Origin of the sequence: Pseudomonas sp. PDM25 (assembly GCF_019219045.1) — a bacterium.
Lineage (GTDB): Bacteria > Pseudomonadota > Gammaproteobacteria > Pseudomonadales > Pseudomonadaceae > Aquipseudomonas.
The window spans coordinates 233,167-258,239 of record NZ_JAHUWL010000007.1 but is presented as its reverse complement, the minus strand read 5'-3'; the positions used below and the strand labels follow the sequence as shown (position 1 = coordinate 258,239).

The following is a 25,073-nucleotide window of genomic DNA, read 5'->3' as shown; positions in this document are numbered from 1 at the left end:
TCTGTACTCCCGATTCTTGATGAGCGCATTGGGTCACTTCGAAAACAATGCGCTTGAAACCAGCCATACTTACCAATATTGCAACCCTCAGGAGGAGCACCTCATGCCCTACAACCACATTCTGGTCGCTGTAGATCTAACCGAAGAGTGCGATCCTGTAATCCACCGCGCTCGCGAACTGTCGGTGAGCAACGGGGCAAAACTGTCCCTGGTGCACATTGTCGAGCCAATGGCCATGGCCTTTGGCGGCGACGTCCCCATGGACCTGTCACAACTGCAACAACAGCAGTTCGATCAGGCCAAGGAGCGCCTGGACCGGCTGATCGTGAAGTATCCGGAACTCTCCAAGGAATACAGCCACCTGACCTACGGCCAGCCACGCCAGGAGATCCACCACCTGGCCAAGGAACAAACCTGCGACCTGATCGTGGTGGGCAGCCATGGCCGACACGGCCTGGCATTGCTGCTGGGCTCGACTGCCAATGACGTCCTGCATGGTGCGCCCTGTGATGTGCTCGCGGTGCGCCTGATCAAAAGCTGATAACACGGAACGATGTGGGAGCGGGCTTGCTCGCGAAAGCGGCGTGACAGTCGACATCTTTATTGAATGTTAAGCAGCTTTCGCGAGCAAGCCCGCTCCCACAGTGAATCCATGTCGGCCAGTAGATCGCCTTCCATACGAAAAGCCCGGCGTTCATCACTGAACGCCGGGCTTTTTTATAGCAGGATCAATCAGGCATCCAGCTCGGCCCAGCGCTCGACCATTACGTCGTGCTCAGCCTGCAACTGCTCCAACTGAGCGATCACTGCAGTGGTCTCGGCAGCAGGACGCTGATAGAAACCGGCATCGGCCATTTGCGCCTCAACGGTAGCGATCTGCTGCTCCATGGCTTCGATCTGGCCCGGCAACATTTCCAGCTCACGCTGCAACTTGTAGCTGAGTTTCTTCTTTGCCACCGGCGCTTCGACGACAGCAGCAACTGGCGCAGCTTCAGCCGTCACGACAGCGGAGGTCAGGTCGGCTTTGCCGGACTTGCTCTCGGTCACGCCCAGCAGGCGCGGCGAGCCGCCCTGACGCAGCCAGTCCTGATAACCACCAACGTATTCGCGAACCTTGCCTTCACCTTCGAAGACCAGGGTGCTGGTGACCACGTTGTCGAGGAATGCCCGGTCGTGGCTGACCATCAGCACGGTGCCGTTGAAGGTCAGCAAGACCTCTTCCAGCAACTCGAGGGTTTCAACGTCGAGGTCGTTGGTCGGTTCATCGAGGACCAGCAGGTTCGCCGGCTTGCTGAACAGTTTCGCCAGCAACAGACGCGCGCGCTCACCACCTGACAGCGCCTTCACCGGCGTGCGGGCACGCTGCGGGCTGAACAGGAAGTCGCCGAGGTAGCTCAGCACGTGACGGCTCTGACCATCGATATCGATGAAGTCGCGACCTTCCGCAACGTTGTCAATTACGGTCTTTTCCAGGTCCAGCTGATGGCGCAACTGGTCGAAGTAGGCCACATCGATGCGCGTCCCCTCTTCCACGGTGCCGCTGGTTGGCTGCAGACCGTTGAGCATCAGCTTCAACAGTGTGGTTTTGCCGGTACCGTTGGCGCCCAGCAGACCGATACGGTCGCCGCGCGTCAGGACCATCGAGAAATCCTTGATCAGGAACGGGCCACCCGGGTGAGCGAAGCTCACGTTCTCGAGGACCATCACCTGCTTGCCGGACTTGTCTGCAGTGTCCAGCTGGATGTTGGCCTTGCCGGTGCGTTCACGACGCTCGCTACGCTCAACGCGCAGGGCTTTCAGGGCGCGGACGCGGCCTTCGTTACGGGTGCGACGTGCCTTGATGCCCTGGCGGATCCAGACTTCTTCCTGGGCCAGTTTCTTGTCGAACAGCGCATTGGCAGTTTCTTCAGCAGCCAGAGTCGCCTCTTTGTGCACGAGGAAACTGGCGTAGTCGCCGTTCCAGTCGATCAAGCCACCGCGATCCAGTTCGAGAATGCGGGTCGCGAGGTTCTGCAGGAATGAACGGTCGTGCGTAATGAACAGCACGGCGCCCTGGAAATCCTTCAGCGCTTCTTCGAGCCAGGCAATTGCACCGATGTCCAGGTGGTTGGTCGGTTCGTCGAGCAGCAGCAGATCGGGTTCGGAAACCAGAGCCTGAGCCAGCAGGACGCGACGACGCCAGCCGCCGGACAATTCGGCGAGGGTCTTGTCGGCTGGCAACTGCAGACGGCTCAACGTGCTGTCGACCAATTGCTGCAAACGCCAGCCGTCACGGGCTTCGAGGTCGTGCTGGACGTGCATCAGTTTGTCCAGGTCGGCGTCGGTGACGATGTTCTGGCTCAGGTGGTGATACTGCGCGAGCAGCTCGCCGACACCGTCCAGGCCTTCGGCCACCACGTCGAACACGGTCCGCTCGTCGGCTACCGGCAACTCTTGCGGCAATTCGCCAATCTTGAGGCCGGGTGCGCGCCAAACGGAGCCGTCATCGGGCTTCTGGTCGCCCTTGACGAGCTTCATCATGCTGGACTTGCCAGTGCCATTGCGGCCGATGATGCACACCCGCTCACCACGGGCGATCTGCCAGGACACCTTGTCCAACAACGGCGTAGAGCCGAAAGCAAGGGACACATCGCTGAATTTGAGCAGGGTCATGAGCTTCTCCAAAAACCGGGCGCGCATTCTACCTGACTTGAGGCTTCAGAAGGCCGGCAATTTCACCTTCGCGACACTCTGCATGACAAATGTTGCGAACTGATGCTGACAGGCCGGCAAAGCTTTCGCCCGCTGCTGGCAAAAGGCTAAGCTACAGTTAATTCAGTGTTGGCATCGTCAACGCTTGTCATGATTTCTCTGTTCGGACGTCTCATGCGCAGTCGCCTTTTTGGTCTTTTATCCTGTTTTCTTCTTTCTGCCACTGCCATCCAAACAGCACAGGCGGTGGACCTGTCTACCCAGCGTCAATACTACGATGAAGCCAAGCGTGCCCTGGCCAAGGGTGATACAGGTCCTTACTTCCGTTACAGCCAGGCTCTTAGGGATTACCCGTTGGAGCCTTATCTTGCGTACGACGAACTGACCGCACGTCTGAAAACCGCGAGCAATGCCGAAATCGAGAAATTTCTCGCCGAACACGGCGACCTGCCGCAAGCCAACTGGATGAAACTGCGCTGGTTGCGCTGGCTGGCCGATCGCGGCGACTGGGAAACCTTCGTCAAGTACTACGACCCCAAACTCAATTTCACCGAACTGGACTGCCTGAACGCGCAGAATCAGATCGCGCGCAAACAGAAGACCGAAGGTTATGCCAACGCCGAAAAACTCTGGCTGACCGGTAAATCGCTGCCTGGGGCGTGTGATGGCTTGTTCGGGATCTGGGCCGCAGAAGGTCAACTGACCGAACAGAAACGCTGGGAGCGCACCAAGCTTGCCGCCCAGGCGCGCAACTACCCGCTAGCCAACAGCCTGGTGAGCGGCCTGACCACCCTCGGCCCGCGCGGCCGCTTGCTGGTGGATGTGGCGCAGAAACCCGAGCTGCTCAATCAACCGTCGCGGTTTACCCCGGCCGACGAGCCGATGTCCGACATCGTCAGCCTCGGCCTGCGCCGCCTGGCCAAACAGGATCCGGACAAGGCCATGGCCTTGCTCGACGGCTATGCCAGCAGCATGCACTTCTCGCGCGACGAAAAAGTGGCCATTGCCCGGGAAATCGGCCTGACCCTCGCCCGACGTTTCGACCCGCGCGCACTGGACGTGATGACCAAGTACGACCCGGAACTGCGCGACAACACCGTGTCGGAATGGCGCCTGCGCCTACTGCTGCGCCTGGCTCGCTGGGACGATGCCTATCAACTGACTCGCCGTCTGCCGCAGGATCTGGCGACCACCAATCGCTGGCGCTATTGGCAGGCCCGCAGTCTGGAACTGGCGCAGCCGCAGAACCCGGAAGCGCAGACGCTGTATAAGGGCCTCGCCCGCGAGCGTGATTTTTACGGCTTCCTCGCAGCGGATCGCTCACAGTCGCCCTACTCGTTGAACAACAAACCGCTGGTGCTCAGTCAAGCGCTGATGAACAAGGTCCGCAATACCCCCGGCATACGACGCGCCCTGGAATTCCATGCTCGCGGACAGATCGTCGATGGTCGCCGCGAGTGGTACCACGTCAGCCGCCACTTCAGCCGCGACGAAATGGTCGCCCAGGCGAAACTGGCCTACGACCTGAAATGGTATTTCCCGGCGATCCGCACCATCAGTCAGGCGCAGTACTGGGACGACCTGGACATCCGTTTCCCGATGGCCCACCGCGAAACCCTGGTGCGCGAAGCCAAGGTTCGTGGCCTGCATTCGAGCTGGGTGTTCGCTATCACCCGCCAGGAAAGTGCTTTCATGGACGACGCCCGTTCCGGCGTCGGCGCCAGCGGCCTGATGCAACTGATGCCCGGCACCGCCAAGGAAACCGCGCGCAAGTTCAGCATTCCCCTGGCCTCGCCGCAGCAAGTGCTCGACCCGGACAAGAACATCCAGCTAGGCGCGGCTTACTTGAGCCAGGTCCACAGCCAGTTCAACGGTAACCGCGTCCTCGCTTCCGCCGCCTACAACGCCGGGCCCGGTCGCGTGCGCCAGTGGTTGCGCGGTGCGGACCACCTGAGCTTCGACGTCTGGGTGGAAAGCATCCCGTTCGACGAAACCCGTCAGTACGTGCAAAACGTGTTGTCGTACTCGGTGATCTACGGCCAGAAGCTCAACTCACCGCAACCATTGGTGGATTGGCATGAGCGCTACTTTGACGATCAATAATCCACGTCTGTAGGAGCCGAGCTTGCTCGCGATGGCGATCTCAAAAACGCCATCGCCGGCAAGCCGTGCTCCTACTGGAGTTAGCGCATCGTCCAAAAAGGGGCGCGGTAGTGCCTACGGGTGTATGTCGAGTTCAGCCCTGCCATCACTGAACTGCAACGACGCCAACCGCGCATACAGCGCGTTACTCGCAATCAATTCCTGATGCGTCCCCACCGCCACCAGTTTCCCTTGGTCCATCACCGCGATCCGGTCAGCGTTTTTCACGGTGGCCAGTCGGTGGGCGATGACCAGCGTGGTGCGATTTTTCATCAGGCTCGGCAGGGCTTGCTGGATCAGGTGTTCGCTCTGGGCGTCGAGGGCGCTGGTGGCTTCGTCCAGCAGCAGGATCGGCGCGTCCACCAGCAGCGCCCGGGCGATGGCCAGACGCTGGCGTTGACCGCCGGACAAACCGAGGCCACCGTCGCCAAGGTGGGTCTGGTAGCCGTTGGGCATTTGTTCGATGAAGTCGTGGGCGTAGGCGATTTTCGCCGCTTCCTGAACCTGGGCCAGGGTGGCCGTCGGGTTGCCGTAACGGAGGTTCTCTTCGATGCTGCCAAAGAACAGCGCCGGGGATTGCGAGACCAGGGCGAAGCAGCGACGCAGGTCCAACGGATCGAGTTGAGTCAGCGGCACGCCGTCGAGCAGGATGCGTCCTTCAGCCGGGTCGTAAAAGCGCAGCAGCAAGTCATACACCGTCGACTTGCCGGCACCGGACGGCCCAACCAACGCGAGGGTTTCGCCAGCATTGATCGTCAGATTCAAACCATCGACCGCATAGCTTTCGGGACGCGATGGGTAGGAAAAGCGCACGTCTTGCAGCACCAGGTCACCCCTTACCCGTTCAGGCAAAGTCACCAGGTTAGTGGTCGGTGGCCGAATGATATTTTCCGAGCGCAGCAACTCGCCAATCCGCTCGGCGGCGCCGGCGGCACGCTGCAGTTCGCCGATCACTTCGCTCAACGTGCCGAATGCGCTGCCGACAATCAGGCTGTAAAACACAAACGCCGCCAGCTCGCCCGCAGAAATCCTCCCGGCGATGACATCCATGCCGCCGACCCAGAGCATCACCCCGACTGCGCCAAGCACCAGCACGATCACCAGGGTAATCAGCCAGGCCCGCTGGAAGATCCGCTTGCGAGCGGTGTTGAAGGCCTCCTCCACCGTTGCGGCGAAGCGCTGCTCATCCTGGACCTGATGGTTGTAGGCCTGCACGGTTTTGATCTGGCCCAGGGTTTCGGAAACATAGCTGCCGATATCGGCAATCCGGTCCTGGCTCAGGCGCGACAGGCTACGCACCCGACGGCCGAAGATCAGGATCGGCGCGATCACCAACGGCAACGCGACGACCACGATGCTGGTGAGTTTGGGGTTGGTGATAAACAACAGGACGATCCCGCCGATCACCATCAACAGATTGCGCAAAAACAGCGACAGCGAAGAGCCGATCACCGATTGCAGCAGCGTGGTGTCAGCGGTCAACCGCGACTGGATCTCGGAGCTGCGGTTGTCTTCGTAGAATCCCGGGTGCAGATAAATCAGATGATTGAACACCTGACGACGGATGTCCGCGACAACACGTTCGCCGATCCATGAGACCAGGTAGAAACGCGCGAAGGTGCCAATCGCCAGCCCGACCACCAGCAACATAAACAAGCCGATGGACTGGTTGAGCAAATGCGGCGATTGGGTCATGAAGCCCTGATCCACCAGCAGGCGAATCCCCTGCCCCATGGATAAGGTGATGCCCGCCGTGACGATCAATGCGAGCAAGGCACCGACGGCCGGCCAGCGATAAGGCGCAATGAAACGCAGGGCCAGACGCATGGCGCGCCGTTGACGGGATGAGAGGATGGAGATCATTCGATGGCGCAACCAGTAGGCTTTGACGCGATCAAGCCTACACCGGTCGATGGGCTTGAACGCTGTAAATCATAATGAGTCAGGTTAAATATGACCGCAAAGACTAGGTCCTAGACGGTATTGGTCTAAAGTTCGGGTGGCAACGCAGCCATATTTCTGGTGGACTGATGTTTCAGCCGCAAAGATCGCAGGGAGTTGTCACAGCCCGGTCACGTGGCGGTTCTATAGTAAGCACACAACCTGATGAGGAGACAGGCCATGTCCTTGCAAAACAGCAGCGAAGACAAGATTGAAGTGATCCGTACACAGCCAGACCAGTCTCTGGGTTGCTCGATTATCGATAAGGATGGGCGCGAAGTACCGATCACTGAAGACATGATCCAGGACGCTTGCCGCGAACTGGAAAAGCGATTGGTCAAGCCTGCCGAACAAAAGTGATATAGCCACCGTCTTCTTGACCCGGCCTCTGATGGCCGGGTTTTTTATGGGTGCTGATCCAGAATTGAGGGGCAGCCTGCTCGCGAAGGGGCCAACTCGATGCTCAGACAGCCGAAGCGCCCAACGCCGCCACGATCTTCTGCAACGCAGGCGAATCCCCCTCGATCCGCACCTGCAACCCATCAATCTCACGCCGCAACGGATAATGTTTGCGCAGTGAATCGAACGCCGCACGCTGTTCGTTCACATTGCCTACAAGGCTGCGGCGGAAATCCGCATCGTCGCGACGCGGGTCGTACACGCCGCGGCACAACATCGCCAGCGACCAGGCCGGATCGCTGTTAGCGTTCAAGGTCACTTGCGACAACCAGGGCGCGGGCAGCAAATCGTTCAAGCTGATCTGGGCGGCTTGCCCGAGAAAATCGCAATACGCCTGATAGATCTGCGCGGTGCCACGCTGTCTGCCGTCGAGGCTGTAACCGGCAATGTGCGGCGTCGCCAGCACGCAGAGTTCGGCCAGGGCCACATCGACCTCAGGCTCACCTTCCCAGACATCCAGCACTGCTTGCAGGTCTTCGCGCTGCAGCAGCACCTGACGCAGCGCGGCGTTGTCGACCACCGGGCCACGACTGGCGTTGATCAGCCAGGAGCCGGATTTGAGCTGGTTCAATCGGTTTTTATCGAACAGATGCCAGGTCGACTGGGCGCCGTGTTTCTTCAATGGCGTGTGCAGACTGATGACATCGCACTGCTCGATGATCTGCTCGAGGCTGACGTAATCGCCACCTTCTGCAGCTTGTCTTGGCGGATCGCAGACCAGCACGTTCCAGCCCAGACCTTGCAGCACCTTGACCAACCGGCCGCCCACTTCACCGGCACCGACGATGCCGTAGGTGCGTTGAGCCAGGTCGACGCCTTCGATTTCGGCCAGGGTCAGCAGACTGCCGAGCACGTAGTCGACCACGCCGCGGGCGTTGCAGCCGGGTGCACTGGACCAGGTGATGCCGGCCCGCTCAAAGTAATCCAGATCCAGGTGATCCGTGCCGATGGTGCAGGTGCCGACAAAGCGTACCTTGCTGCCTTCGAGCAACCCGCGGTTAACGTTGGTCACCGAGCGCACCAGCAGTACATCGGCCTGTTCGACGGTGGCGCGGTCAATGGAACGTCCCGGCACCCGGCGGATTTCACCGAAACCTTCGAAGAAGGCATCGAGCAGCGGGATATTTTCGTCGGCAACAATCAGCATGGCAGGCTCCTTTGGCGGATCGGCAGTGTAGGCGCAGATGGCCGTAGTGGGCCAGCAGGCATTAAGTATCACCACGCCCCCTGTGGCGAGGGGACTTGTCCCCTCACCACAGGGGATCTCGAACAACGTCGATTACAAATCCCTAACACAGCACTTTTCCTGACCACTGCGTCAGGGCGTAGAATGCGCCGCCTTGCGCATCAACATCTCTGGACGTTTCGCCCTTGAATTCCGTGACTGACCCCCCCGCCGCTATTTCCCTCACCCGTCCGGCCCGGGTTCGCCTGGAGCTGAAAAACCTGCTCGGCCTGGCCTTGCCGATCATGATCGCGCAACTGGCGACCACCGCCATGGGCTTCGTCGATGCGGTGATGGCGGGCCGGGTCGGGCCACGGGATCTGGCGGCGGTCGCGCTGGGCAACTCGATCTGGGTGCCGGTATTTCTGTTAATGACCGGCACGCTGCTGGCGACTACCCCGAAAGTCGCCCAGCGTTTCGGCGCCGGCACCCACCGCGAGATCGGCCCGATCGTGCGCCAGGCACTGTGGCTGGCATTGGTCGTGGGCTTGATGGCGACCGGCATGTTGTTCAGCGCCGAACCGATTCTGCACATCATGAAGGTCGATCCCGAACTGATCGGCCCGTGCATGCAATACCTGCACGGCATCGCCAGCGGTTTGCCTGCCGTCGCGTTCTACCATGTGCTGCGCTGCTTCAGTGACGGCCTGGGGCGTACCCGTCCGGCCATGGTGTTGGGTCTGTGCGGGCTGGCGCTGAACATTCCGCTGAACTACGTCTTCATCTATGGCCACTTCGGTGTGCCGGCCATGGGCGGTGTCGGTTGCGGCTGGGCCACGGCGATCGTGATGTGGGTGATGGCCCTGGGCATGGCCGGGTGGGAACGCTGGGCTCCGGCGTATCTGTCGAGTGAGTTGTTCAGCCGTTTCGACTGGCCACAGTGGTCGGTGATCAAACGCCTGCTGGGCATCGGCCTGCCGATCGGCATCGCGGTGTTCGCCGAGTCGAGCATCTTCGCGGTGATTGCGCTGCTGATCGGCAGCCTCGGCGCGACGGTAGTGGCCGGGCATCAGATCGCGCTGAATTTCAGCTCCCTGGTGTTCATGATTCCTTACTCCCTTGGCATGGCCGTGACCGTACGGGTCGGCCAGGCGCTCGGCCGTCAGGAGCCGCGCGAGGCCCGCTTCGCCGCCGGTGTCGGCATGGGCACGGCGCTGGCCTATGCGTGCATTTCCGCGAGCATGATGCTGTTGCTGCGTGAACACATCGCAACGATCTACACCGCCGACCCGACGGTGATTCATGTTGCGGCCATGCTGATTGTGTATTCGGCGCTGTTCCAGTTTTCCGATGCGATCCAGGTGACGGCTGCCGGCGCGTTGCGCGGCTATCAGGACACTCGGGTGACGATGATACTGACGCTGTTCGCTTACTGGGGGATTGGTTTGCCGGTGGGTTACGCGCTGGGCCTGACTGATTGGTTCGGCACGCCGAGCGGCCCGAGCGGGCTGTGGCAGGGATTGATCGTGGGCTTGAGTTGCGCGGCGCTGATGCTGTCGATCCGCCTGACGCGCAGTGCACGCAAGCGGATCCGCATCAGCCATTCGGCGGGTTAAACGAGTTTCTTGCGGATCCAGTAGAGGTAGGTGCCTGCCTCTTCGTGCTGCGCCACCAGTTCGTGGTCGAGAAACACACAGAACTTGGGAATGTCGCGACGGGTCGACGGGTCGGTGGCGATCACCTTGAGCAGGCCGCCAGGCACCAGATCACGGATGTGCTGGTGCAGCATCATCACCGGTTCCGGGCAGTTGAGGCCGGTGGCGTCGAGGGTGCCGTCAACCGGCGTATCAATCATTTCACTCATGATTCACTCCTGAAACTTGCCGGCATTGTCGCGCATTGCCGGGTGTTCGGTCATCTGTGGCGTTGCACTGCACCTGTGGGAGCGGGCTTGCTCGCGAAGGCGGACTGACATTCAACATTGATGTCGACTGACCCACCGCATTCGCGAGCAAGCCCGCTCCCACATGGTCCGCGTCAATCAGCGGGATTTCGGTTTCTTTACGTCCAGCCGGCGCAAATGGCAGGTCACTTCTTCACGGTCGTGGTACAGCTGTTTGCAGCCGATCTCGACCCGAATCCCGCGTTCCTTGAACCCGTCAGCAATGCGCTCCAGCAAGCGCTTCACTTCGGCGTAACGCTGTTTCATCGGCAGCTTGAGGTTGACCACCGCTTCGCGGCAATGCCCCTCGCCAATCCATTCTTCCAGCATCGCGGCGTTGCGCGCCGGTTTCTCGACGATGTCGCAGACCATCCAGTCCACCGGTTGCTTGGGCTTGAAGGTGAAACCGTCGGCCATCAAGTGTTGCACTAAACCAGTGTCCATCAGGCTTTCGGCCATCGGGCCGTTGTCGATCGCAGTCACCAGCATGCCGCGATTGACCAGTTGCCAGGTCCAGCCGCCAGGAGCGGCGCCAAGGTCGACGCCGGTCATGTCGCTGTGCAGGCGCTCGTCCCATTGATCGCGCGGGATGAAATGGTGCCACGCCTCTTCCAGCTTCAGCGTCGAACGGCTCGGCGCTTCACGTGGAAACTTCAGCCGCGGAATGCCCATCGGCCACATCGCCGAGTTGTTCGACTCAGCCAGGCCCATGAACACTTCCCGGCCACTTTTGAAGGTCAGCAGCAGGCGCGGCTTGTGGGCGTCTTCCACCAGTTTGCCAGCGGCCATCAGCGCCTTGCGCAGGTGGCCTTCGAACTTCTTGCAGAAGTTCGACAGCTCCTTGCCATCATTGGTGTCGACCATTTCCAGCCACAGGCTGCCGCACAGCGGGAAGTCCGCCATGTGCGCGAGGATCACGCTGATGCGGTCGGTTTCCGGCAGATCGATGAAGATCCCGCGAGCCCACTGGCGCGGGAAGATCAGATCGGCGAAACGCTGGCCACGCATCAGGCGCTCGGCGCCGTCTTCTTCGGTGCAGATGAATTCGGCGCAGGCGCTGGCGGTCTTGGCCTTGGCATAACCGGCCACGTTCAGCCGCGCGGCGTGTTCGGAAATCTCGGAACAGACTTCGCCTTCGAAGCCCGGCCGGCAATGCATAAAGAGGGTGTTCATTCTTACTCCTGGGCAGATGGCGAGAAATTCAGCCACTGCGCGATGCCCAGACTTGCGTTGAAGCAAAGCCTGTCACGAAAACCGGCGCATGATAGCCGAGTTCGGAACCTTGGACTTATTCATAGAGTCCAGTTATTAGCTTTAGCGCAGGAACAGGGCTAGGTTAAAGGCTCTGTCTGTCCCGTCAGTCCGTAGCCGTGCGGACCCAAAGGAGTCATTTCAATGCCGTCCCTCGATAGCCTGAAAACCCTTAAAACCTTACAAGTCGACGACAAGACCTATCACTATTTCAGCTTGCCGGATGCTGCCAAAAGCCTGGGCGACCTGGACAAGCTGCCCATGTCGTTGAAAGTGCTGCTGGAAAACCTGCTGCGCTGGGAAGATGAAAAAACCGTCACCGGCGCCGACCTCAAGGCGATTGCCGCCTGGCTCAAGGAACGTCGCTCCGACCGCGAAATTCAATACCGGCCCGCGCGGGTATTGATGCAGGACTTTACCGGTGTTCCTGCCGTGGTCGACCTGGCCGCCATGCGCGCCGCGATGGCCAAGGCCGGCGGCGACCCGCAGCGTATCAATCCGCTCTCCCCCGTGGATCTGGTGATCGACCACTCGGTGATGGTCGATAAATTCGCCAGCGCCAGCGCCTTCGAACAAAACGTCGACATCGAAATGCAGCGCAATGGCGAACGTTATGCGTTCCTGCGCTGGGGCCAAAGCGCCTTCAACAATTTCAGCGTGGTGCCGCCGGGCACCGGGATCTGCCACCAGGTGAACCTGGAATACCTGGGGCGCACGGTCTGGACCAAGGACGAGGACGGCCGCACCTACGCCTTCCCCGACACGCTGGTCGGTACCGACTCCCACACCACCATGATCAATGGCCTCGGCGTGCTCGGCTGGGGCGTCGGCGGGATTGAAGCGGAAGCGGCGATGCTCGGCCAACCGGTGTCGATGCTGATCCCGGAAGTGATCGGCTTCAAACTCACCGGCAAACTCAAGGAAGGCATCACCGCCACCGACCTGGTGCTGACCGTCACCCAGATGCTGCGCAAGAAAGGCGTGGTCGGCAAATTCGTCGAATTCTACGGTGACGGCCTCGCCGACCTGCCGCTGGCCGACCGCGCGACCATCGCCAACATGGCCCCGGAATACGGTGCCACCTGCGGCTTTTTCCCGGTGGATGACATCACCCTGGAATACCTGCGTTTATCCGGTCGCACCAGCGAAACCGTGAAACTGGTCGAGGCCTACAGCAAAGTCCAGGGCCTGTGGCGCCTGCCGGGCCAGGAACCGGAGTTCACCGACACGCTGGCGCTGGACATGAGCCGCGTCGAAGCCAGCCTTGCCGGGCCGAAACGCCCACAAGACCGGGTATCGCTGCCGCATGTCGCGCAAGCATTCAGTGACTTCGTCGACCTGCAATTCAAACCCACCAGCAAGGAAATCGGCCGCCTCGAAAGTGAAGGCGGCGGTGGCGTCGCGGTGGGCAATGCCGACCTGGCCGGAGAAGCCGACTACGAATACGAAGGTCAGACCTATCGATTGAAAAACGGCGCGGTAGTGATCGCGGCGATTACCTCCTGTACCAACACCTCCAACCCGAGCGTGATGATGGCCGCCGGCCTGGTGGCGAAGAAAGCCGTGGAAAAAGGCCTCAAGCGCAAACCGTGGGTCAAGAGCTCGCTGGCCCCAGGCTCGAAAGTGGTCACTGACTACTACAAGGCTGCCGGCCTGACTCACTACCTTGATGAACTGGGTTTTGCCCTGGTCGGCTACGGCTGCACCACCTGCATCGGCAACTCCGGGCCATTGTCGGAGCCGATCGAAAAAGCCATTCAGGCCGCCGACCTGACCGTCGCCTCGGTGCTGTCGGGCAACCGCAACTTCGAAGGCCGCGTGCATCCGCTGGTGAAAACCAACTGGCTGGCCTCCCCACCGCTGGTCGTCGCCTATGCGCTGGCCGGGACGGTGCGCATCGACATCAGCAGCGAGCCTTTGGGGACCGACAAAGAGGGCAATCTGGTGTACCTGCGGGACATCTGGCCAAGCACCAAAGAGATCGCCGACGCGGTGAACCAGGTCAACACTGCAATGTTCCACAAGGAGTACGCCGAGGTGTTTGCCGGCGATGAGCAATGGCAGGCAATCGAAGTGCCGCAAGCGGCGACCTATGTCTGGCAGGACGATTCAACTTACATCCAGCATCCACCGTTCTTCGACGACATCGGCGGGCCGCCGCCGGTGGTCAAGGACGTCGCCGGTGCCAGAATCCTCGCGCTGCTGGGTGATTCGGTGACCACCGACCACATCTCTCCCGCCGGCAACATCAAGGCAGACAGCCCGGCAGGCCATTACTTGCGCGACAAAGGCGTAGAACCACGGGACTTCAACTCCTACGGCTCGCGACGCGGCAACCACGAAGTGATGATGCGCGGCACCTTTGCCAACATCCGCATCCGTAACGAGATGCTCGGCGGCGAAGAAGGCGGCAATACGATCTACATTCCCACCGGGGAGAGGATGCCGATCTACGATGCGGCGATGCGTTATCAAGCCTCGGGCACGCCGCTGGTGGTGATAGCCGGGCAAGAATACGGCACCGGTTCGAGTCGCGATTGGGCGGCCAAGGGCACCAATCTATTGGGGGTCAAAGCGGTCATTGCGGAAAGTTTCGAACGGATTCACCGCTCCAATCTGGTGGGCATGGGCGTGTTGCCGTTGCAGTTCAAGCTGGATCAAAACCGCAAGAGCCTGAACCTGACCGGCAAGGAGACACTGGATATTCTCGGTTTGACTGGCGTCGAACTGACGCCGCGGATGAACCTGACGCTGGTGATCACCCGTGAAGACGGCAGCCACGAGAAGGTCGAGGTGTTGTGCCGGATCGATACCTTGAATGAGGTGGAGTACTTCAAATCGGGGGGGATTTTGCATTACGTGTTGCGGCAGTTGATTGCCTCGTAACAGCCTGCTGACACAGACACCGCCTTCGGGCGGTGTTTTTGTTTGAGTTGCGTTCGTCCTTATAATCGCGCCTCAAAAAATATGAACAACACCGATCAAATGTGGGAGCGGGCTTGCTCGCGAAGAGGCCATAACATTTAGCATCATCGTCGACTGTTACACCGCTTTCGCGAGCAAGCCCGCTCCCACATTGACCGGGGCAACCCGCAGAATCCCGACACAAGGACTTCAAATGATCGCCCTGCCATGGAACTACCTGGCCCTCCTCTCCCTCGGCTATGGTCTGGCACTGATTTACGGTCACCTCGGCTGGCTGGCCGTAATCTCCTTCGCATTGTTGCTGTTCACAGGCTTCGCCGTCCGTCAGCAAAAGCTCCCCATCGCGCGCTACCTCGGTCATGGAGTGTTCTTCGTCCTGGTCCTGGCACTGGCGATGCACTGGCTTCCCGGTTTCTACAACGGTCGTGGTTTCGCCTCTCAACGATTCACCGACGATGCCGCGCCGTTTTTCATGTACCTGAATCAGGACAAACCGCTGATCGGATTCTGGCTTTTGCTGGCCTGCCCGTGGATTGTCGGCCGACATCCGCTGCGCGCTTCCATCTATGCCACCGCGCTGGCGCTGACGTTGAGTGCCGTGCTGGCCTTGGGTGGCGCGCTGTTGCTGGGCGTGATCAGTTGGGCACCGAAGTGGCCCGATCAAGCCTGGTTGTGGCTATTGAACAATCTGCTGCTGGTGACCTTGGTCGAGGAAGCACTCTTTCGCGGCTACATCCAGGGCGGTCTGACCCGGTGCTTCAAAAACCTGCCCCATGGTGAAAACCTCGCCCTGCTCCTCGCCACGCTGCTGTTCGGCCTGGTGCATGTGGGCTCCGGCTGGCAATGGGTGTTGCTGGCGAGCCTGGCAGGTGTCGGCTATGGTCTGGCCTACCGTTTTGGTGGCTTGGGTGCGGCCATCGCCACCCATTTCGGCCTGAACCTGCTGCATTTCGGACTGTTCACCTATCCGATGCTTGCCGGCTGACGCAAGGGTCGTTTTGCGACGCGCCACTGATTACTGAAAAATAATCTCAATAAATGGCTGACGATGCCGACAACCCGTCAAAGCCTTGCGGATTGAAAAAGCCATGCGTAACAACCAGCCTATTACACAACGCGAACGGACCTTCCCGGCTCAGCAACGGTTGATTTCCACCACCGATGCCAAGGGCGTGATCACCTACTGCAACGACGCTTTCGTCGAGATCAGTGGGTTTTCTCGTGAAGAGCTGATCCGTGCTCCGCATAACCTGGTCCGTCACCCTGACGTCCCGGCCGCTGTGTTCGCGCACATGTGGGGCACACTGAAACAAGGCTTGCCATGGATGGGCATTGTCAAGAATCGCTGCAAGACCGGTGATCACTACTGGGTTAACGCCTATGTCACGCCGGTTTTCGAAGGCAATCAGGTGGTCGGTTATGAATCGGTGCGGGTCAAGCCCACCGCCGAGCAGATCCGCCGTGCCGAAGCGCTCTACCAACGCATCAACCAGGGCAAGTCGGCGATTCCTTCAACGGACAAATGGCTGCCGGTGCTGCAGGACTGGCTGCCGTTCATTCTGGTCAGCCAGCTGAGCTTCATGATCGGTGCTTCGCTCAATTCCCAATGGGGTTTTGCGCTGGCCGCCGGCCTGTCGGTGCCATTGGGTCTGTTGGGGTTGAGCTGGCAACAGCGCGGTCTCAAGCGTCTGCTGCACCTGGCGGGGCAAACGACCTCCGACCCGCTGATCGCGCAAATGTACACCGACAGCCGCGGTGCCCAGGCGCGCCTGGAGATGTCGATCCTCAGCCAGGAAGCCCGCCTGAAAACCTGCCTGACCCGCCTGCAGGACACCGCCGAGCATCTGAGCGACCAAGCGAAACAGTCCGACACCCTGGCTCACAGCAGCTCCACCGGCCTGGAACGTCAGCGTGTCGAAACCGAGCAAGTGGCCACCGCTGTCAATCAGATGGCCGCCACCACGCAGGAAGTCGCCAGCCACGTGCAGCGCACGGCCGACGCGACTCAGGAAGCCAATCGCCTGACCGGTCGCGGTCGCGACATCGCCGGGGAAACCCGCGAAGCCATCCAGCGCCTGTCGGTGGTGGTGGGTGAAACCGGACTGACCGTGACTCAACTGGCCAAGGACAGCGACGAAATCGGTGGTGTGGTCGATGTGATCAAAGGCATCGCCGACCAGACCAACCTGCTGGCTTTGAACGCCGCCATCGAAGCGGCCCGTGCCGGCGAAATGGGTCGTGGCTTTGCGGTAGTTGCCGACGAAGTCCGTCAACTGGCGCAACGCACCAGTGAATCCACCGGGCAGATCCACGCCCTGATCGCCAAGCTCCAGCAAACCGCCAGCACCGCGGTGCAAACCATGGAGGCTGGTCATCGCCAGGCTGAAGAAGGTGTGGCGCGGGTACTGGAAGCGGATCAGGCACTGGTGGGGATCAGCGAAGCGGTGGCCAACATCACCGACATGACCACCCAGATCGCTGCGGCGACCGAAGAGCAAAGTGCAGTGGCCGAAGAAATCAGCCGTAACATCAGCAACATCTCGCACCTGGCTGATCAGACTTCGGAACAGGCGCAACACTCGGCGTTGTTGAGTGAAGAGCTGACGAAGACGGCGAATACCCAGTATTCGTTGGTGGAGCGGTTTAACCGCTGATTGATGCTGGAAACGAAGAACCCGGACGGCGAAAGCTTCCGGGTTTTTTATTGCCAATCTGAAAATGATGGCGCCTGGAAGGGCCTCTTCGCGGGCAAGCCCGCTCCCACAGTGATTGGTGGTGTTCCAAACCCTGTGGGAGCGGGCTTGCCCGCGAAGAGGCCCTGACAGGCACCACAAATATCAGAGAAGAAACTCAGCCACCTTGTTCGCCGCAGCCGCCAAATGCTGCTCATGGGTAAACCCCGAAGCCTTCAACGGCTTCAAATCATGATCCCCCGCCGCCAGCCAGAACACCTCGATACTCGGTGCCAACGTGTAAGCCTCGACGGCCTCGCGATTCCCCAATGCATCCCGCTCGCCCTGAACAATCAGCGTCGGTGTCTTGAGCGCAGCCAAATGCTCGACCCGCGGCTTCTCAGGTTTCCCCACCGCATAAAACGGATATCCGAGGCATACCAACGCATCGGCCTCTAGTTCATCCGCCAACAAACTCGCCATCCGCCCGCCCATGGATTTGCCACCAATGGCCAGACGACCAGCGACATGGCGTCGCACCAGGGCATAGACCTCACGCCAGCATTCCAGCAATTTGGGGGCCGGATTGGGTGGGCGTTTACCGCCATCAACACGCCGTTGCGCCATGTAGGGAAACTCGAAGCGCAGCACATTGATCCCAGATGCAGCAAGGCGCTCAGCCATGTCGCTCATCCAGCCACTGTCCATTGGCGCACCGGCACCGTGAGCGAGAATCAGCGTCGCCGATACCGACGTCGTGGCGGCATTCCACAACCATCCATGCTCCCGCACACACCGCGCCCATTGATCCCCGTCAATACTGGCCTTGTGCTCTTTGTCCATGCTTGCCTCGCTTTTAGTCTGCCTATAACTCCAGGCGAAGGGAGCGTCTGCCGTGCGGCTTACTCGCAAAGGCAGGCCTTCACTTCGGCTGAACCGTGGATGGGGAACCATGAACACTTCTATCAGTACCGCCTACAACTACAAGGTGGTCCGCCAATTCGCCATTATGACGGTGGTGTGGGGCATCGTCGGCATGGGGCTCGGGGTTTTTCTCGCGGCTCAATTGGTCTGGCCTGAACTCAACTTCAATCTGCCGTGGACCAGCTTCGGACGCCTGCGCCCGTTGCACACCAACGCAGTGATCTTCGCCTTCGGCGGTTGCGCCCTGTTCGCCAGTTCGTTCTATTCGGTGCAACGCACCTGCCAGACTCAACTGTTTGCGCCGAAAATCGCCGCGTTCTGCTTCTGGGGCTGGCAAGTCGTGATTCTGCTGGCCGCTATCAGCCTGCCGCTGGGTTACACCAGTTCCAAGGAATACGCCGAACTGGAATGGCCGATCGACATCCTGATCACCATCGTCTGGGTCGCCTACGCCGTGGTGTTCTTCGGCACGCTGGCCAAGCGCAAGACCAAGCACATCTACGTCGGCAACTGGTTCTTCGGTGCGTTCATCATCACCGTGGCGATTCTGCACATCGTCAACAACCTTGAACTGCCGGTGAGTTTCACCAAGTCCTACTCGGTGTACGCCGGTGCGACCGATGCCATGGTTCAGTGGTGGTACGGCCACAACGCCGTAGGCTTTTTCCTCACCGCCGGTTTCCTCGGGATGATGTACTACTTCGTGCCGAAACAGGCCGAGCGTCCGGTGTATTCCTATCGCTTGTCGATCGTGCACTTCTGGGCGCTGATCACTCTGTACATCTGGGCCGGCCCGCACCATTTGCACTACACCGCGCTGCCGGACTGGGCACAGTCGCTGGGCATGGTGATGTCGCTGATCCTGCTGGCGCCGAGCTGGGGCGGGATGATCAACGGGATGATGACGCTCTCGGGCGCCTGGCATAAGTTGCGCAGCGACCCGATCCTGCGCTTCCTCGTGGTCTCGCTGGCGTTCTACGGCATGTCGACCTTCGAAGGGCCGATGATGGCCATCAAGACGGTCAACGCCCTCTCCCACTACACCGACTGGACCATCGGCCACGTTCACGCCGGCGCCCTCGGTTGGGTCGCGATGATCTCCATCGGCGCGCTGTACCACATGATCCCGAAAATCTTCGGTCGCACGCAGATGCACAGCATCGGGCTGATCAACGCGCACTTCTGGCTCGCCACCATCGGCACCGTGCTGTACATCGCTTCGATGTGGGTCAACGGCATCGCCCAGGGCCTCATGTGGCGCGCTGTCAATGAAGACGGCACGCTGACCTACTCCTTCGTCGAAACCCTGGTGGCCAGCCACCCAGGCTTCGTCGTGCGCCTGGTAGGTGGTGCGATCTTCTTCAGCGGCATGTTGCTGATGGCCTACAACACCTGGCGCACCGTGCGGGCCTCGCAGCCTGCCGAAGCCGCCGCTGCCGCGCAGATCGCCTGAGGAGGCCGCCATGAAACACGAAACAATCGAGAAAAACGTCGGCCTGCTGATGTTGCTGATGGTGTTGGCCGTGAGCATCGGCGGTCTGACCCAGATCGTCCCGCTGTTCTTCCAGGACGTGACCAATAAACCGGTGGAAGGCATGAAGCCCTACACCGCGCTGCAACTGGAAGGTCGCGACATCTACATCCGCGAAGGCTGCGTCGGTTGCCATTCGCAGATGATCCGTCCGTTCCGCGCCGAGACCGAACGCTACGGCCACTACTCGGTGGCCGGTGAAAGCGTCTGGGATCACCCGTTCCTGTGGGGCTCGAAACGTACCGGTCCGGACCTGGCCCGGGTCGGCGGTCGCTACTCCGAAGACTGGCACCGCGCGCACTTGTACAACCCGCGCAACGTGGTGCCGGAATCGAAAATGCCCGGCTATCCGTGGCTGGTGGCCAATCAACTCGACAGCAGCCACACCGAAACCAAGATCAAGGCGATGCGCACCCTCGGCGTGCCGTATACCGATGACGACATCGCCGGCTCAGTGGCTTCGCTCAAGGGCAAGACCGAAATGGACGCGCTGGTCGCTTACCTGCAAGTGCTCGGCACATCCATCAAGAGCAAGAGGTGAGCCATGTCCATGCCCTTTGAAATCGTAAGCGTAATGAGCAGTGGAATGATCCGCGGCCTGGGCACGGTCGTGGTGTTCGTGGCCTTCGTCGGCCTGACGCTGTGGGTGTTCAACAGCAAGCGTAATTCGCAATTCGCCGAAGCGCGTTTGCTGCCGTTCGCCGATGAACCGCTGCCCGATGACGCCACCCAAGAACCTGAAACAAGGAGTACCCGGCCATGACCACCTTCTGGAGTACGTGGATCTGCGTACTGACCATCGGCAGCCTGATCGGCCTGACCTGGCTGCTGATCGGCACCCGCAAGGGCGAAACCAAGGGCAGCGTCGACCAGACCATGGGCCACAGCTTCGACGGCATCGAGGAGTACGACAACCCGCTGCCGCAGTGGTGGTTCATGCTGTTCGCCGGCACGCTGGTGTTCGCCGTGGGCTATCTGGTGCTTTACCCGGGCCTGGGCAACTGGAAAGGCATCCTGCCGGGTTACGAGGACGGCTGGACCGGCGTCCACGAGTGGGAAAAGGAGATGAACAAGGCCGATGCGAAGTTCGGGCCGATCTTCGCCAAATTCGCGGCGATGCCCGTGGAAGAAGTGGCCACGGACCCGCTAGCGTTGAAAATGGGCGGTCGCCTGTTTGCCTCCAATTGCGCGGTCTGCCACGGCTCGGATGCCAAGGGCGCCTTTGGCTTTCCGAACCTGGCGGACACCAGCTGGCGCTGGGGCGGCAACGCCGACACGATCAAAACCACGATCATGGGTGGTCGCATGGCCGCGATGCCGGCCTGGGGTGAAATCCTTGGTGATGCCGGCGTGAAGAACGTCGCGGCTTATGTGCGCCATGACCTGGCCGGTCTGCCAGTGCCTGACGACAGCGGTGCCGACCTGCACGCCGGACAGCAAGCGTTCAGCACGATGTGCGTAGCCTGTCATGGGGCAAACGGCCATGGGACTGAAGCCATGGGCGCGCCGAATCTGACGCAACCGGCCGGTTTTATCTACGGTACAAGCCTGGCGCAGCTGCAACAGACTATTCGTCATGGCCGCCAGGGCCATATGCCGGCGCAGAACGAAATGCTCGGCAACGATAAGGTGCAATTGCTGGCCGCTTATGTGTACAGCCTGTCACACGGCCTGAATACAGAGCGTTTGCAGGCTGAAGGCAAACACGAATAAATCTCGACCGCTCTGCTGCCGCATTCTCCCGGATGCGGCAGTTCCCTGCCCCTTTGCGACCAAGTGTCGCACCCCTCCGTTGGTCCTCCTTTCGGTTCATCAGATTCGGGTCTAAGCTTCCCCCGATGCGGACTGGCATGAGCCGGTTCCAGGTCGACCCGACCCGATGTGTTCGACGAATCTGCTCGATGACAGGCCGCAAAGGCTGGTAGATACCGGCTGTCGTGCCAATTGCCATCTGTCACCCGATCGTTGTGTTTGAACACACCCCGTTACATCCGACCTGACCCCCTCACCATTTTCGTCTGCTGCGACATTTTGCCCTTGGGCAATTTTGTCCTTACGCGGCGCATGGAAAGGCCGCAGAATCAGCTTTTGAAAGCATTGACCCAGGTCATGGCGCGTTGCAATGACCCCCCGCTTTCTCCATACTTGCGGCCGATTTTTACTCCTAATAAAACACCCAAACCGTGGAACCTTAGAATGAGCACAGCAATCAGTCCGACTGCTTATAACTATAAGGTAGTCCGCCAGTTCGCCATCATGACGGTGGTCTGGGGGATCCTTGGCATGGGGCTTGGTGTCTTCATCGCCTCACAGCTTGTATGGCCGGAATTGAACTTCGGTCTGCCGTGGACGACTTTTGGACGCTTACGCCCGTTGCACACCAACCTGGTGATTTTCGCCTTCGGTGGTTGTGCACTGTTTGCCACTTCTTATTACGTCGTGCAGCGAACCTGCCAAACGCGACTGATTTCCGACAGCCTCGCCGCCTTCACCTTCTGGGGTTGGCAAGCGGTGATCGTCGGCGCGATCGTTACCTTGCCGCTGGGTTACACCACGACCAAGGAATACGCGGAACTGGAATGGCCCCTGGCTATTCTGCTGGCCATCGTCTGGGTTACTTACGGTCTGGTGTTCTTCGGCACCATCACCAAGCGCAAAACCAAGCACATCTATGTGGGTAACTGGTTCTACGGTGCCTTCATCGTTGTGACGGCGATGCTGCACATCGTCAACCACGCTTCCCTGCCGGTCAGTTTCTTCAAGTCCTACTCGGCCTACGCCGGTGCGACTGATGCGATGATCCAGTGGTGGTACGGCCACAACGCGGTGGGTTTCTTCCTGACCACCGGCTTCCTGGGGATGATGTACTACTTCGTTCCGAAGCAGGCCGAGCGTCCGATCTACTCCTATCGTCTGTCGATCGTGCACTTCTGGGCGCTGATCACCCTGTACATCTGGGCCGGTCCGCACCACCTGCACTACACCGCGCTGCCGGACTGGGCTCAGTCCCTGGGCATGGCAATGTCGATCATCCTGCTGGCACCCAGCTGGGGCGGCATGATCAACGGCATGATGACCCTGTCGGGCGCCTGGCATAAGCTGCGCACCGACCCGATCCTGCGCTTCCTCGTTGTGTCGCTGGCCTTCTACGGCATGTCGACCTTCGAAGGCCCGATGATGGCCATCAAGACCGTCAACTCGCTGTCTCACTACACCGACTGGACCATCGGCCACGTACACGCCGGTGCCTTGGGCTGGGTAGCGATGATCTCGATCGGCGCCATCTACCACATGATCCCGAAACTGTTCGGTCGTGCGCAGATGCACAGCATCGGCCTGATCAACACGCACTTCTGGCTCGCGACCATCGGTACCGTTCTGTACATCGCTTCGATGTGGGTCAACGGCATCACCCAGGGTCTGATGTGGCGTGCAATCAACGACGACGGCACCCTCACCTATTCGTTCGTCGAAGCGCTGCAAGCCAGCCATCCTGGTTTCATCGTTCGCGCCCTGGGCGGTGCGTTCTTCGCCAGCGGCATGCTGTTCATGGCCTACAACGTATGGCGTACCGTACGTGCCTCGAACCCGGCTGAAGCCAAAGCTGCTGAACAGATTGCTGTAGTTGGAGCTCACTGATGAAGCATGAAGCAGTCGAGAAGAATATTGGCCTGCTGGCCTTCTTCATGGTTATCGCCGTCAGCATCGGCGGCCTGACCCAGATCGTTCCGCTGTTTTTCCAGGACGTCACCAACAAGCCGGTCGAAGGCATGAAGCCTCGCACCGCCCTTGAACTGGAAGGCCGCGACATCTACATCGCCAACGGTTGTGTCGGCTGCCACTCGCAGATGATCCGCCCGTTCCGTGCCGAAACCGAACGTTACGGCCACTACTCGGTCGCCGGTGAAAGCGTCTGGGACCACCCGTTCCTGTGGGGTTCCAAGCGTACCGGTCCGGACCTGGCCCGTGTTGGCGGTCGTTACTCCGATGACTGGCAGCGTGCGCATTTGTACAACCCGCGCAACGTCGTGCCTGAGTCGAAAATGCCGGCCTACCCGTTCCTCGTGGAAAACAAGCTCGACGGCAAAGACACCGCCAAGAAAATGGAAGTCTTGCGCACGCTCGGCGTCCCTTACACCGACGAAGACATCGCCGGCGCCAAGGATGCTGTGAAGGGCAAAACCGAAATGGACGCGCTGGTGGCCTATCTGCAAGGCCTGGGCACCATCATCAAAAGCAAACGGTGATTTAGATGGATATCGGGATGATTCGTGGCCTGGGCACCGTTGTTGTGATGGTGGCCTTCATCGGTCTGGCGTTGTGGGTATTCAGCCCCAAGCGCAAGTCGGAGTTTGAAGACGCGACCTTGCTGCCTTTCGCGGATGATCCCGAAGCCATCAAGCACGTCGAGCAAGCTTCTAGGAGTAACAAAGAATGACTACGTTCTGGAGTCTGTACGTCACAGTCCTCAGTCTCGGCACGATCTTCGCCCTGACCTGGCTGCTGCTGTCCACCCGCAAGGGCCAGCGCAGCGAAGCCACCGAAGAAACGGTTGGCCACTCCTTCGACGGGATCGAGGAGTATGACAACCCACTGCCAAAATGGTGGTTCATGCTGTTCGTGGGCACCATCATCTTCGCCCTGGGCTACCTGGTGCTGTACCCGGGCCTGGGTAACTGGAAAGGCCTGCTGCCGGGGTACAACTACCTCGATAACGAGAAGCAGACCGCGTTCGCCAACGGCCAGAGCGGCTGGACCGGCGTTCACGAGTGGGAAAAGGAAATGGCCAAGTCGGACGCCAAGTTCGGCCCGATCTTCGCCAAGTTCGCTTCCATGCCGATTGAGGAAGTCGCCAAGGACCCGCAAGCCCTGAAGATGGGTGGCCGCCTGTTCGCCTCCAACTGCTCGGTCTGCCACGGTTCCGATGCCAAGGGCGCCTACGGTTTTCCTAACCTGACCGACGCCGACTGGCGCTGGGGCGGCGAAGCGCAAACCATCAAGACCACCATCATGGGCGGTCGTCACGCGGTCATGCCGGCCTGGGCAGAAGTGATCGGCGAGCAAGGCGTTGCGAACGTTGCTGCGTTCGTACTGACCAACCTCGATGGCCGCAAACTGCCGGAAGGCACCAAGGCTGACCCGGTAGCCGGGCAGAAGCTGTTCGCTGCCAACTGCGTGGCGTGCCACGGTCCGGAAGGCAAAGGTACGCCAGCCATGGGCGCGCCTGACCTGACCCACCCGGCAGCGTTCATCTACGGTTCGAGCTTCGCTCAACTGCAGCAGACCATCCGTTACGGCCGTCAGGGCCAGATGCCTGCGCAAGAACAGCTGCAAGGCAACGACAAGGTTCACCTGCTGGCCGCTTACGTCTACAGCCTCTCTCACGGTGAGAAAGCGCCAGTGGCAGACGCCCAGTAAGGCAAACGCCTG

At 60.2% G+C, this 25,073-nt stretch carries 21 protein-coding genes; 15 read left to right on the top strand and 6 right to left on the bottom strand.

Translation table 11 applies throughout. The features are described 5' to 3' along the window. Positions 1 to 103: 103 nt before the first annotated feature. On the top strand, positions 104 to 541 hold the full coding sequence (locus KW848_RS15450) for a universal stress protein (protein WP_008151425.1): 438 nt from the start codon (positions 104 to 106) through the stop codon (positions 539 to 541). Between the two features lie 191 nt (positions 542 to 732). On the opposite strand, the gene KW848_RS15445 is transcribed toward KW848_RS15450, so the two are convergent. Then, on the bottom strand, positions 733 to 2,652 hold the full coding sequence (locus KW848_RS15445) for an ATP-binding cassette domain-containing protein (protein ID WP_218537364.1): 1,920 nt from the start codon (positions 2,650 to 2,652) through the stop codon (positions 733 to 735). A 213-nt stretch (positions 2,653 to 2,865) separates the two neighbouring features. Between KW848_RS15445 and KW848_RS15440 the strand changes: the two genes are divergently transcribed. Then, positions 2,866 to 4,794, top strand: coding sequence for a transglycosylase SLT domain-containing protein (locus KW848_RS15440; protein WP_218537363.1), 1,929 nt, complete (start codon positions 2,866 to 2,868; stop codon positions 4,792 to 4,794). Between the two features lie 114 nt (positions 4,795 to 4,908). On the opposite strand, the gene KW848_RS15435 is transcribed toward KW848_RS15440, so the two are convergent. Further along, entirely contained in the window at positions 4,909 to 6,696 is a 1,788-nt protein-coding gene (locus KW848_RS15435) for an ABC transporter transmembrane domain-containing protein (RefSeq protein WP_218537362.1), read from the bottom strand. A 258-nt stretch (positions 6,697 to 6,954) separates the two neighbouring features. Between KW848_RS15435 and KW848_RS15430 the strand changes: the two genes are divergently transcribed. Further along, positions 6,955 to 7,134, top strand: a complete 180-nt coding sequence (locus tag KW848_RS15430; protein WP_008151434.1) for a PA1571 family protein — start codon at positions 6,955 to 6,957, stop codon at positions 7,132 to 7,134. Positions 7,135 to 7,237: 103 nt separating this feature from the next. On the opposite strand, the gene pdxB is transcribed toward KW848_RS15430, so the two are convergent. Further along, positions 7,238 to 8,380 (bottom strand): 4-phosphoerythronate dehydrogenase PdxB, encoded by a 1,143-nt coding sequence (gene pdxB / locus KW848_RS15425; RefSeq protein WP_218537361.1) that lies wholly within the window; start codon positions 8,378 to 8,380, stop codon positions 7,238 to 7,240. A gap of 224 nt (positions 8,381 to 8,604) precedes the next feature. Between pdxB and KW848_RS15420 the strand changes: the two genes are divergently transcribed. Then, a complete protein-coding gene (locus KW848_RS15420) occupies positions 8,605 to 10,014 on the top strand; it encodes an MATE family efflux transporter (protein WP_218537360.1) in 1,410 nt (469 codons plus the stop codon). Here KW848_RS15420 and tusA read toward each other — a convergent pair. After that, the gene (gene tusA / locus KW848_RS15415) at positions 10,011 to 10,262 is read right to left on the bottom strand and encodes a sulfurtransferase TusA (RefSeq protein WP_111450598.1); all 252 of its coding nucleotides are present in this window, start codon (positions 10,260 to 10,262) and stop codon (positions 10,011 to 10,013) included. The two genes, KW848_RS15420 and tusA, sit on opposite strands and share 4 nt — an antisense overlap. A gap of 177 nt (positions 10,263 to 10,439) precedes the next feature. After that, entirely contained in the window at positions 10,440 to 11,513 is a 1,074-nt protein-coding gene (gene rlmM, locus KW848_RS15410; RefSeq protein WP_008157308.1) for a 23S rRNA (cytidine(2498)-2'-O)-methyltransferase RlmM, read from the bottom strand. 222 nt (positions 11,514 to 11,735) lie between these two features. Here rlmM and acnA point away from each other — a divergent pair, with 222 nt between their 5' ends. The 3 genes from acnA to KW848_RS15395 all read left to right on the top strand — a co-directional run bounded on the left by acnA (position 11,736) and on the right by KW848_RS15395 (position 17,170). Next, the gene (gene acnA, locus KW848_RS15405; protein ID WP_218537359.1) at positions 11,736 to 14,477 is read left to right on the top strand and encodes an aconitate hydratase AcnA; all 2,742 of its coding nucleotides are present in this window, start codon (positions 11,736 to 11,738) and stop codon (positions 14,475 to 14,477) included. A gap of 232 nt (positions 14,478 to 14,709) precedes the next feature. Then, positions 14,710 to 15,501 carry a CPBP family intramembrane glutamic endopeptidase gene (locus KW848_RS15400; RefSeq protein ID WP_218537358.1) on the top strand — a complete coding sequence of 264 codons (792 nt, stop codon included), beginning with the start codon at positions 14,710 to 14,712 and terminating at the stop codon, positions 15,499 to 15,501. A 103-nt stretch (positions 15,502 to 15,604) separates the two neighbouring features. After that, on the top strand, positions 15,605 to 17,170 hold the full coding sequence (locus KW848_RS15395; RefSeq protein WP_008157303.1) for a PAS domain-containing methyl-accepting chemotaxis protein: 1,566 nt from the start codon (positions 15,605 to 15,607) through the stop codon (positions 17,168 to 17,170). A gap of 183 nt (positions 17,171 to 17,353) precedes the next feature. On the opposite strand, the gene KW848_RS15390 is transcribed toward KW848_RS15395, so the two are convergent. Beyond that, entirely contained in the window at positions 17,354 to 18,031 is a 678-nt protein-coding gene (locus KW848_RS15390) for an alpha/beta family hydrolase (RefSeq protein ID WP_256365178.1), read from the bottom strand. A gap of 109 nt (positions 18,032 to 18,140) precedes the next feature. On the opposite strand from KW848_RS15390, the gene ccoN (KW848_RS15385) reads away from it, so the two are divergent. The 8 genes from ccoN (KW848_RS15385) (at position 18,141) to ccoP (KW848_RS15350) (ending at position 25,061) form a co-directional block, all read left to right on the top strand. Continuing rightward, a complete protein-coding gene (gene ccoN, locus KW848_RS15385; protein ID WP_111450606.1) occupies positions 18,141 to 19,565 on the top strand; it encodes a cytochrome-c oxidase, cbb3-type subunit I in 1,425 nt (474 codons plus the stop codon). Between the two features lie 10 nt (positions 19,566 to 19,575). Beyond that, positions 19,576 to 20,184, top strand: a complete 609-nt coding sequence (ccoO, locus tag KW848_RS15380; RefSeq protein ID WP_008157297.1) for a cytochrome-c oxidase, cbb3-type subunit II — start codon at positions 19,576 to 19,578, stop codon at positions 20,182 to 20,184. 21 nt (positions 20,185 to 20,205) lie between these two features. Next, entirely contained in the window at positions 20,206 to 20,406 is a 201-nt protein-coding gene (locus tag KW848_RS15375; RefSeq protein ID WP_165934007.1) for a cbb3-type cytochrome c oxidase subunit 3, read from the top strand. Beyond that, on the top strand, positions 20,403 to 21,356 hold the full coding sequence (gene ccoP, locus KW848_RS15370) for a cytochrome-c oxidase, cbb3-type subunit III (RefSeq protein WP_111450608.1): 954 nt from the start codon (positions 20,403 to 20,405) through the stop codon (positions 21,354 to 21,356). Before KW848_RS15375 ends, ccoP (KW848_RS15370) begins: the two co-directional genes overlap by 4 nt. A gap of 483 nt (positions 21,357 to 21,839) precedes the next feature. After that, positions 21,840 to 23,282 (top strand): cytochrome-c oxidase, cbb3-type subunit I, encoded by a 1,443-nt coding sequence (ccoN, locus tag KW848_RS15365; protein ID WP_123360008.1) that lies wholly within the window; start codon positions 21,840 to 21,842, stop codon positions 23,280 to 23,282. After that, positions 23,282 to 23,890, top strand: a complete 609-nt coding sequence (gene ccoO, locus KW848_RS15360) for a cytochrome-c oxidase, cbb3-type subunit II (protein WP_018925301.1) — start codon at positions 23,282 to 23,284, stop codon at positions 23,888 to 23,890. Before ccoN (KW848_RS15365) ends, ccoO (KW848_RS15360) begins: the two co-directional genes overlap by 1 nt. A gap of 5 nt (positions 23,891 to 23,895) precedes the next feature. After that, positions 23,896 to 24,081, top strand: a complete 186-nt coding sequence (locus tag KW848_RS15355) for a CcoQ/FixQ family Cbb3-type cytochrome c oxidase assembly chaperone (RefSeq protein ID WP_003175465.1) — start codon at positions 23,896 to 23,898, stop codon at positions 24,079 to 24,081. Beyond that, the gene (gene ccoP / locus KW848_RS15350) at positions 24,078 to 25,061 is read left to right on the top strand and encodes a cytochrome-c oxidase, cbb3-type subunit III (protein WP_218537357.1); all 984 of its coding nucleotides are present in this window, start codon (positions 24,078 to 24,080) and stop codon (positions 25,059 to 25,061) included. Before KW848_RS15355 ends, ccoP (KW848_RS15350) begins: the two co-directional genes overlap by 4 nt. Positions 25,062 to 25,073 lie beyond the last annotated feature (12 nt).

Bases quoted from the DNA above. Each gene is read 5' to 3' on its own strand.
- rlmM (WP_008157308.1), bottom strand. From the start codon at position 11,513: ATGAACACCCTCTTTATGCATTGCCGGCCGGGCTTCGAAGGCGAAGTC.
- KW848_RS15435 (WP_218537362.1), bottom strand. From the start codon at position 6,696: ATGATCTCCATCCTCTCATCCCGTCAACGGCGCGCCATGCGTCTGGCC.
- KW848_RS15430 (WP_008151434.1), top strand. From the start codon at position 6,955: ATGTCCTTGCAAAACAGCAGCGAAGACAAGATTGAAGTGATCCGTACA.
- ccoN (WP_111450606.1), top strand. From the start codon at position 18,141: ATGAACACTTCTATCAGTACCGCCTACAACTACAAGGTGGTCCGCCAA.
- pdxB (WP_218537361.1), bottom strand. From the start codon at position 8,380: ATGCTGATTGTTGCCGACGAAAATATCCCGCTGCTCGATGCCTTCTTC.
- ccoN (WP_123360008.1), top strand. From the start codon at position 21,840: ATGAGCACAGCAATCAGTCCGACTGCTTATAACTATAAGGTAGTCCGC.
- KW848_RS15450 (WP_008151425.1), top strand. From the start codon at position 104: ATGCCCTACAACCACATTCTGGTCGCTGTAGATCTAACCGAAGAGTGC.
- acnA (WP_218537359.1), top strand. From the start codon at position 11,736: ATGCCGTCCCTCGATAGCCTGAAAACCCTTAAAACCTTACAAGTCGAC.
- KW848_RS15440 (WP_218537363.1), top strand. From the start codon at position 2,866: ATGCGCAGTCGCCTTTTTGGTCTTTTATCCTGTTTTCTTCTTTCTGCC.
- KW848_RS15400 (WP_218537358.1), top strand. From the start codon at position 14,710: ATGATCGCCCTGCCATGGAACTACCTGGCCCTCCTCTCCCTCGGCTAT.
- ccoP (WP_111450608.1), top strand. From the start codon at position 20,403: ATGACCACCTTCTGGAGTACGTGGATCTGCGTACTGACCATCGGCAGC.
- ccoP (WP_218537357.1), top strand. From the start codon at position 24,078: ATGACTACGTTCTGGAGTCTGTACGTCACAGTCCTCAGTCTCGGCACG.
- KW848_RS15445 (WP_218537364.1), bottom strand. From the start codon at position 2,652: ATGACCCTGCTCAAATTCAGCGATGTGTCCCTTGCTTTCGGCTCTACG.
- KW848_RS15390 (WP_256365178.1), bottom strand. From the start codon at position 18,031: ATGGACAAAGAGCACAAGGCCAGTATTGACGGGGATCAATGGGCGCGG.
- tusA (WP_111450598.1), bottom strand. From the start codon at position 10,262: ATGAGTGAAATGATTGATACGCCGGTTGACGGCACCCTCGACGCCACC.
- KW848_RS15395 (WP_008157303.1), top strand. From the start codon at position 15,605: ATGCGTAACAACCAGCCTATTACACAACGCGAACGGACCTTCCCGGCT.
- ccoO (WP_008157297.1), top strand. From the start codon at position 19,576: ATGAAACACGAAACAATCGAGAAAAACGTCGGCCTGCTGATGTTGCTG.
- ccoO (WP_018925301.1), top strand. From the start codon at position 23,282: ATGAAGCATGAAGCAGTCGAGAAGAATATTGGCCTGCTGGCCTTCTTC.
- KW848_RS15355 (WP_003175465.1), top strand. From the start codon at position 23,896: ATGGATATCGGGATGATTCGTGGCCTGGGCACCGTTGTTGTGATGGTG.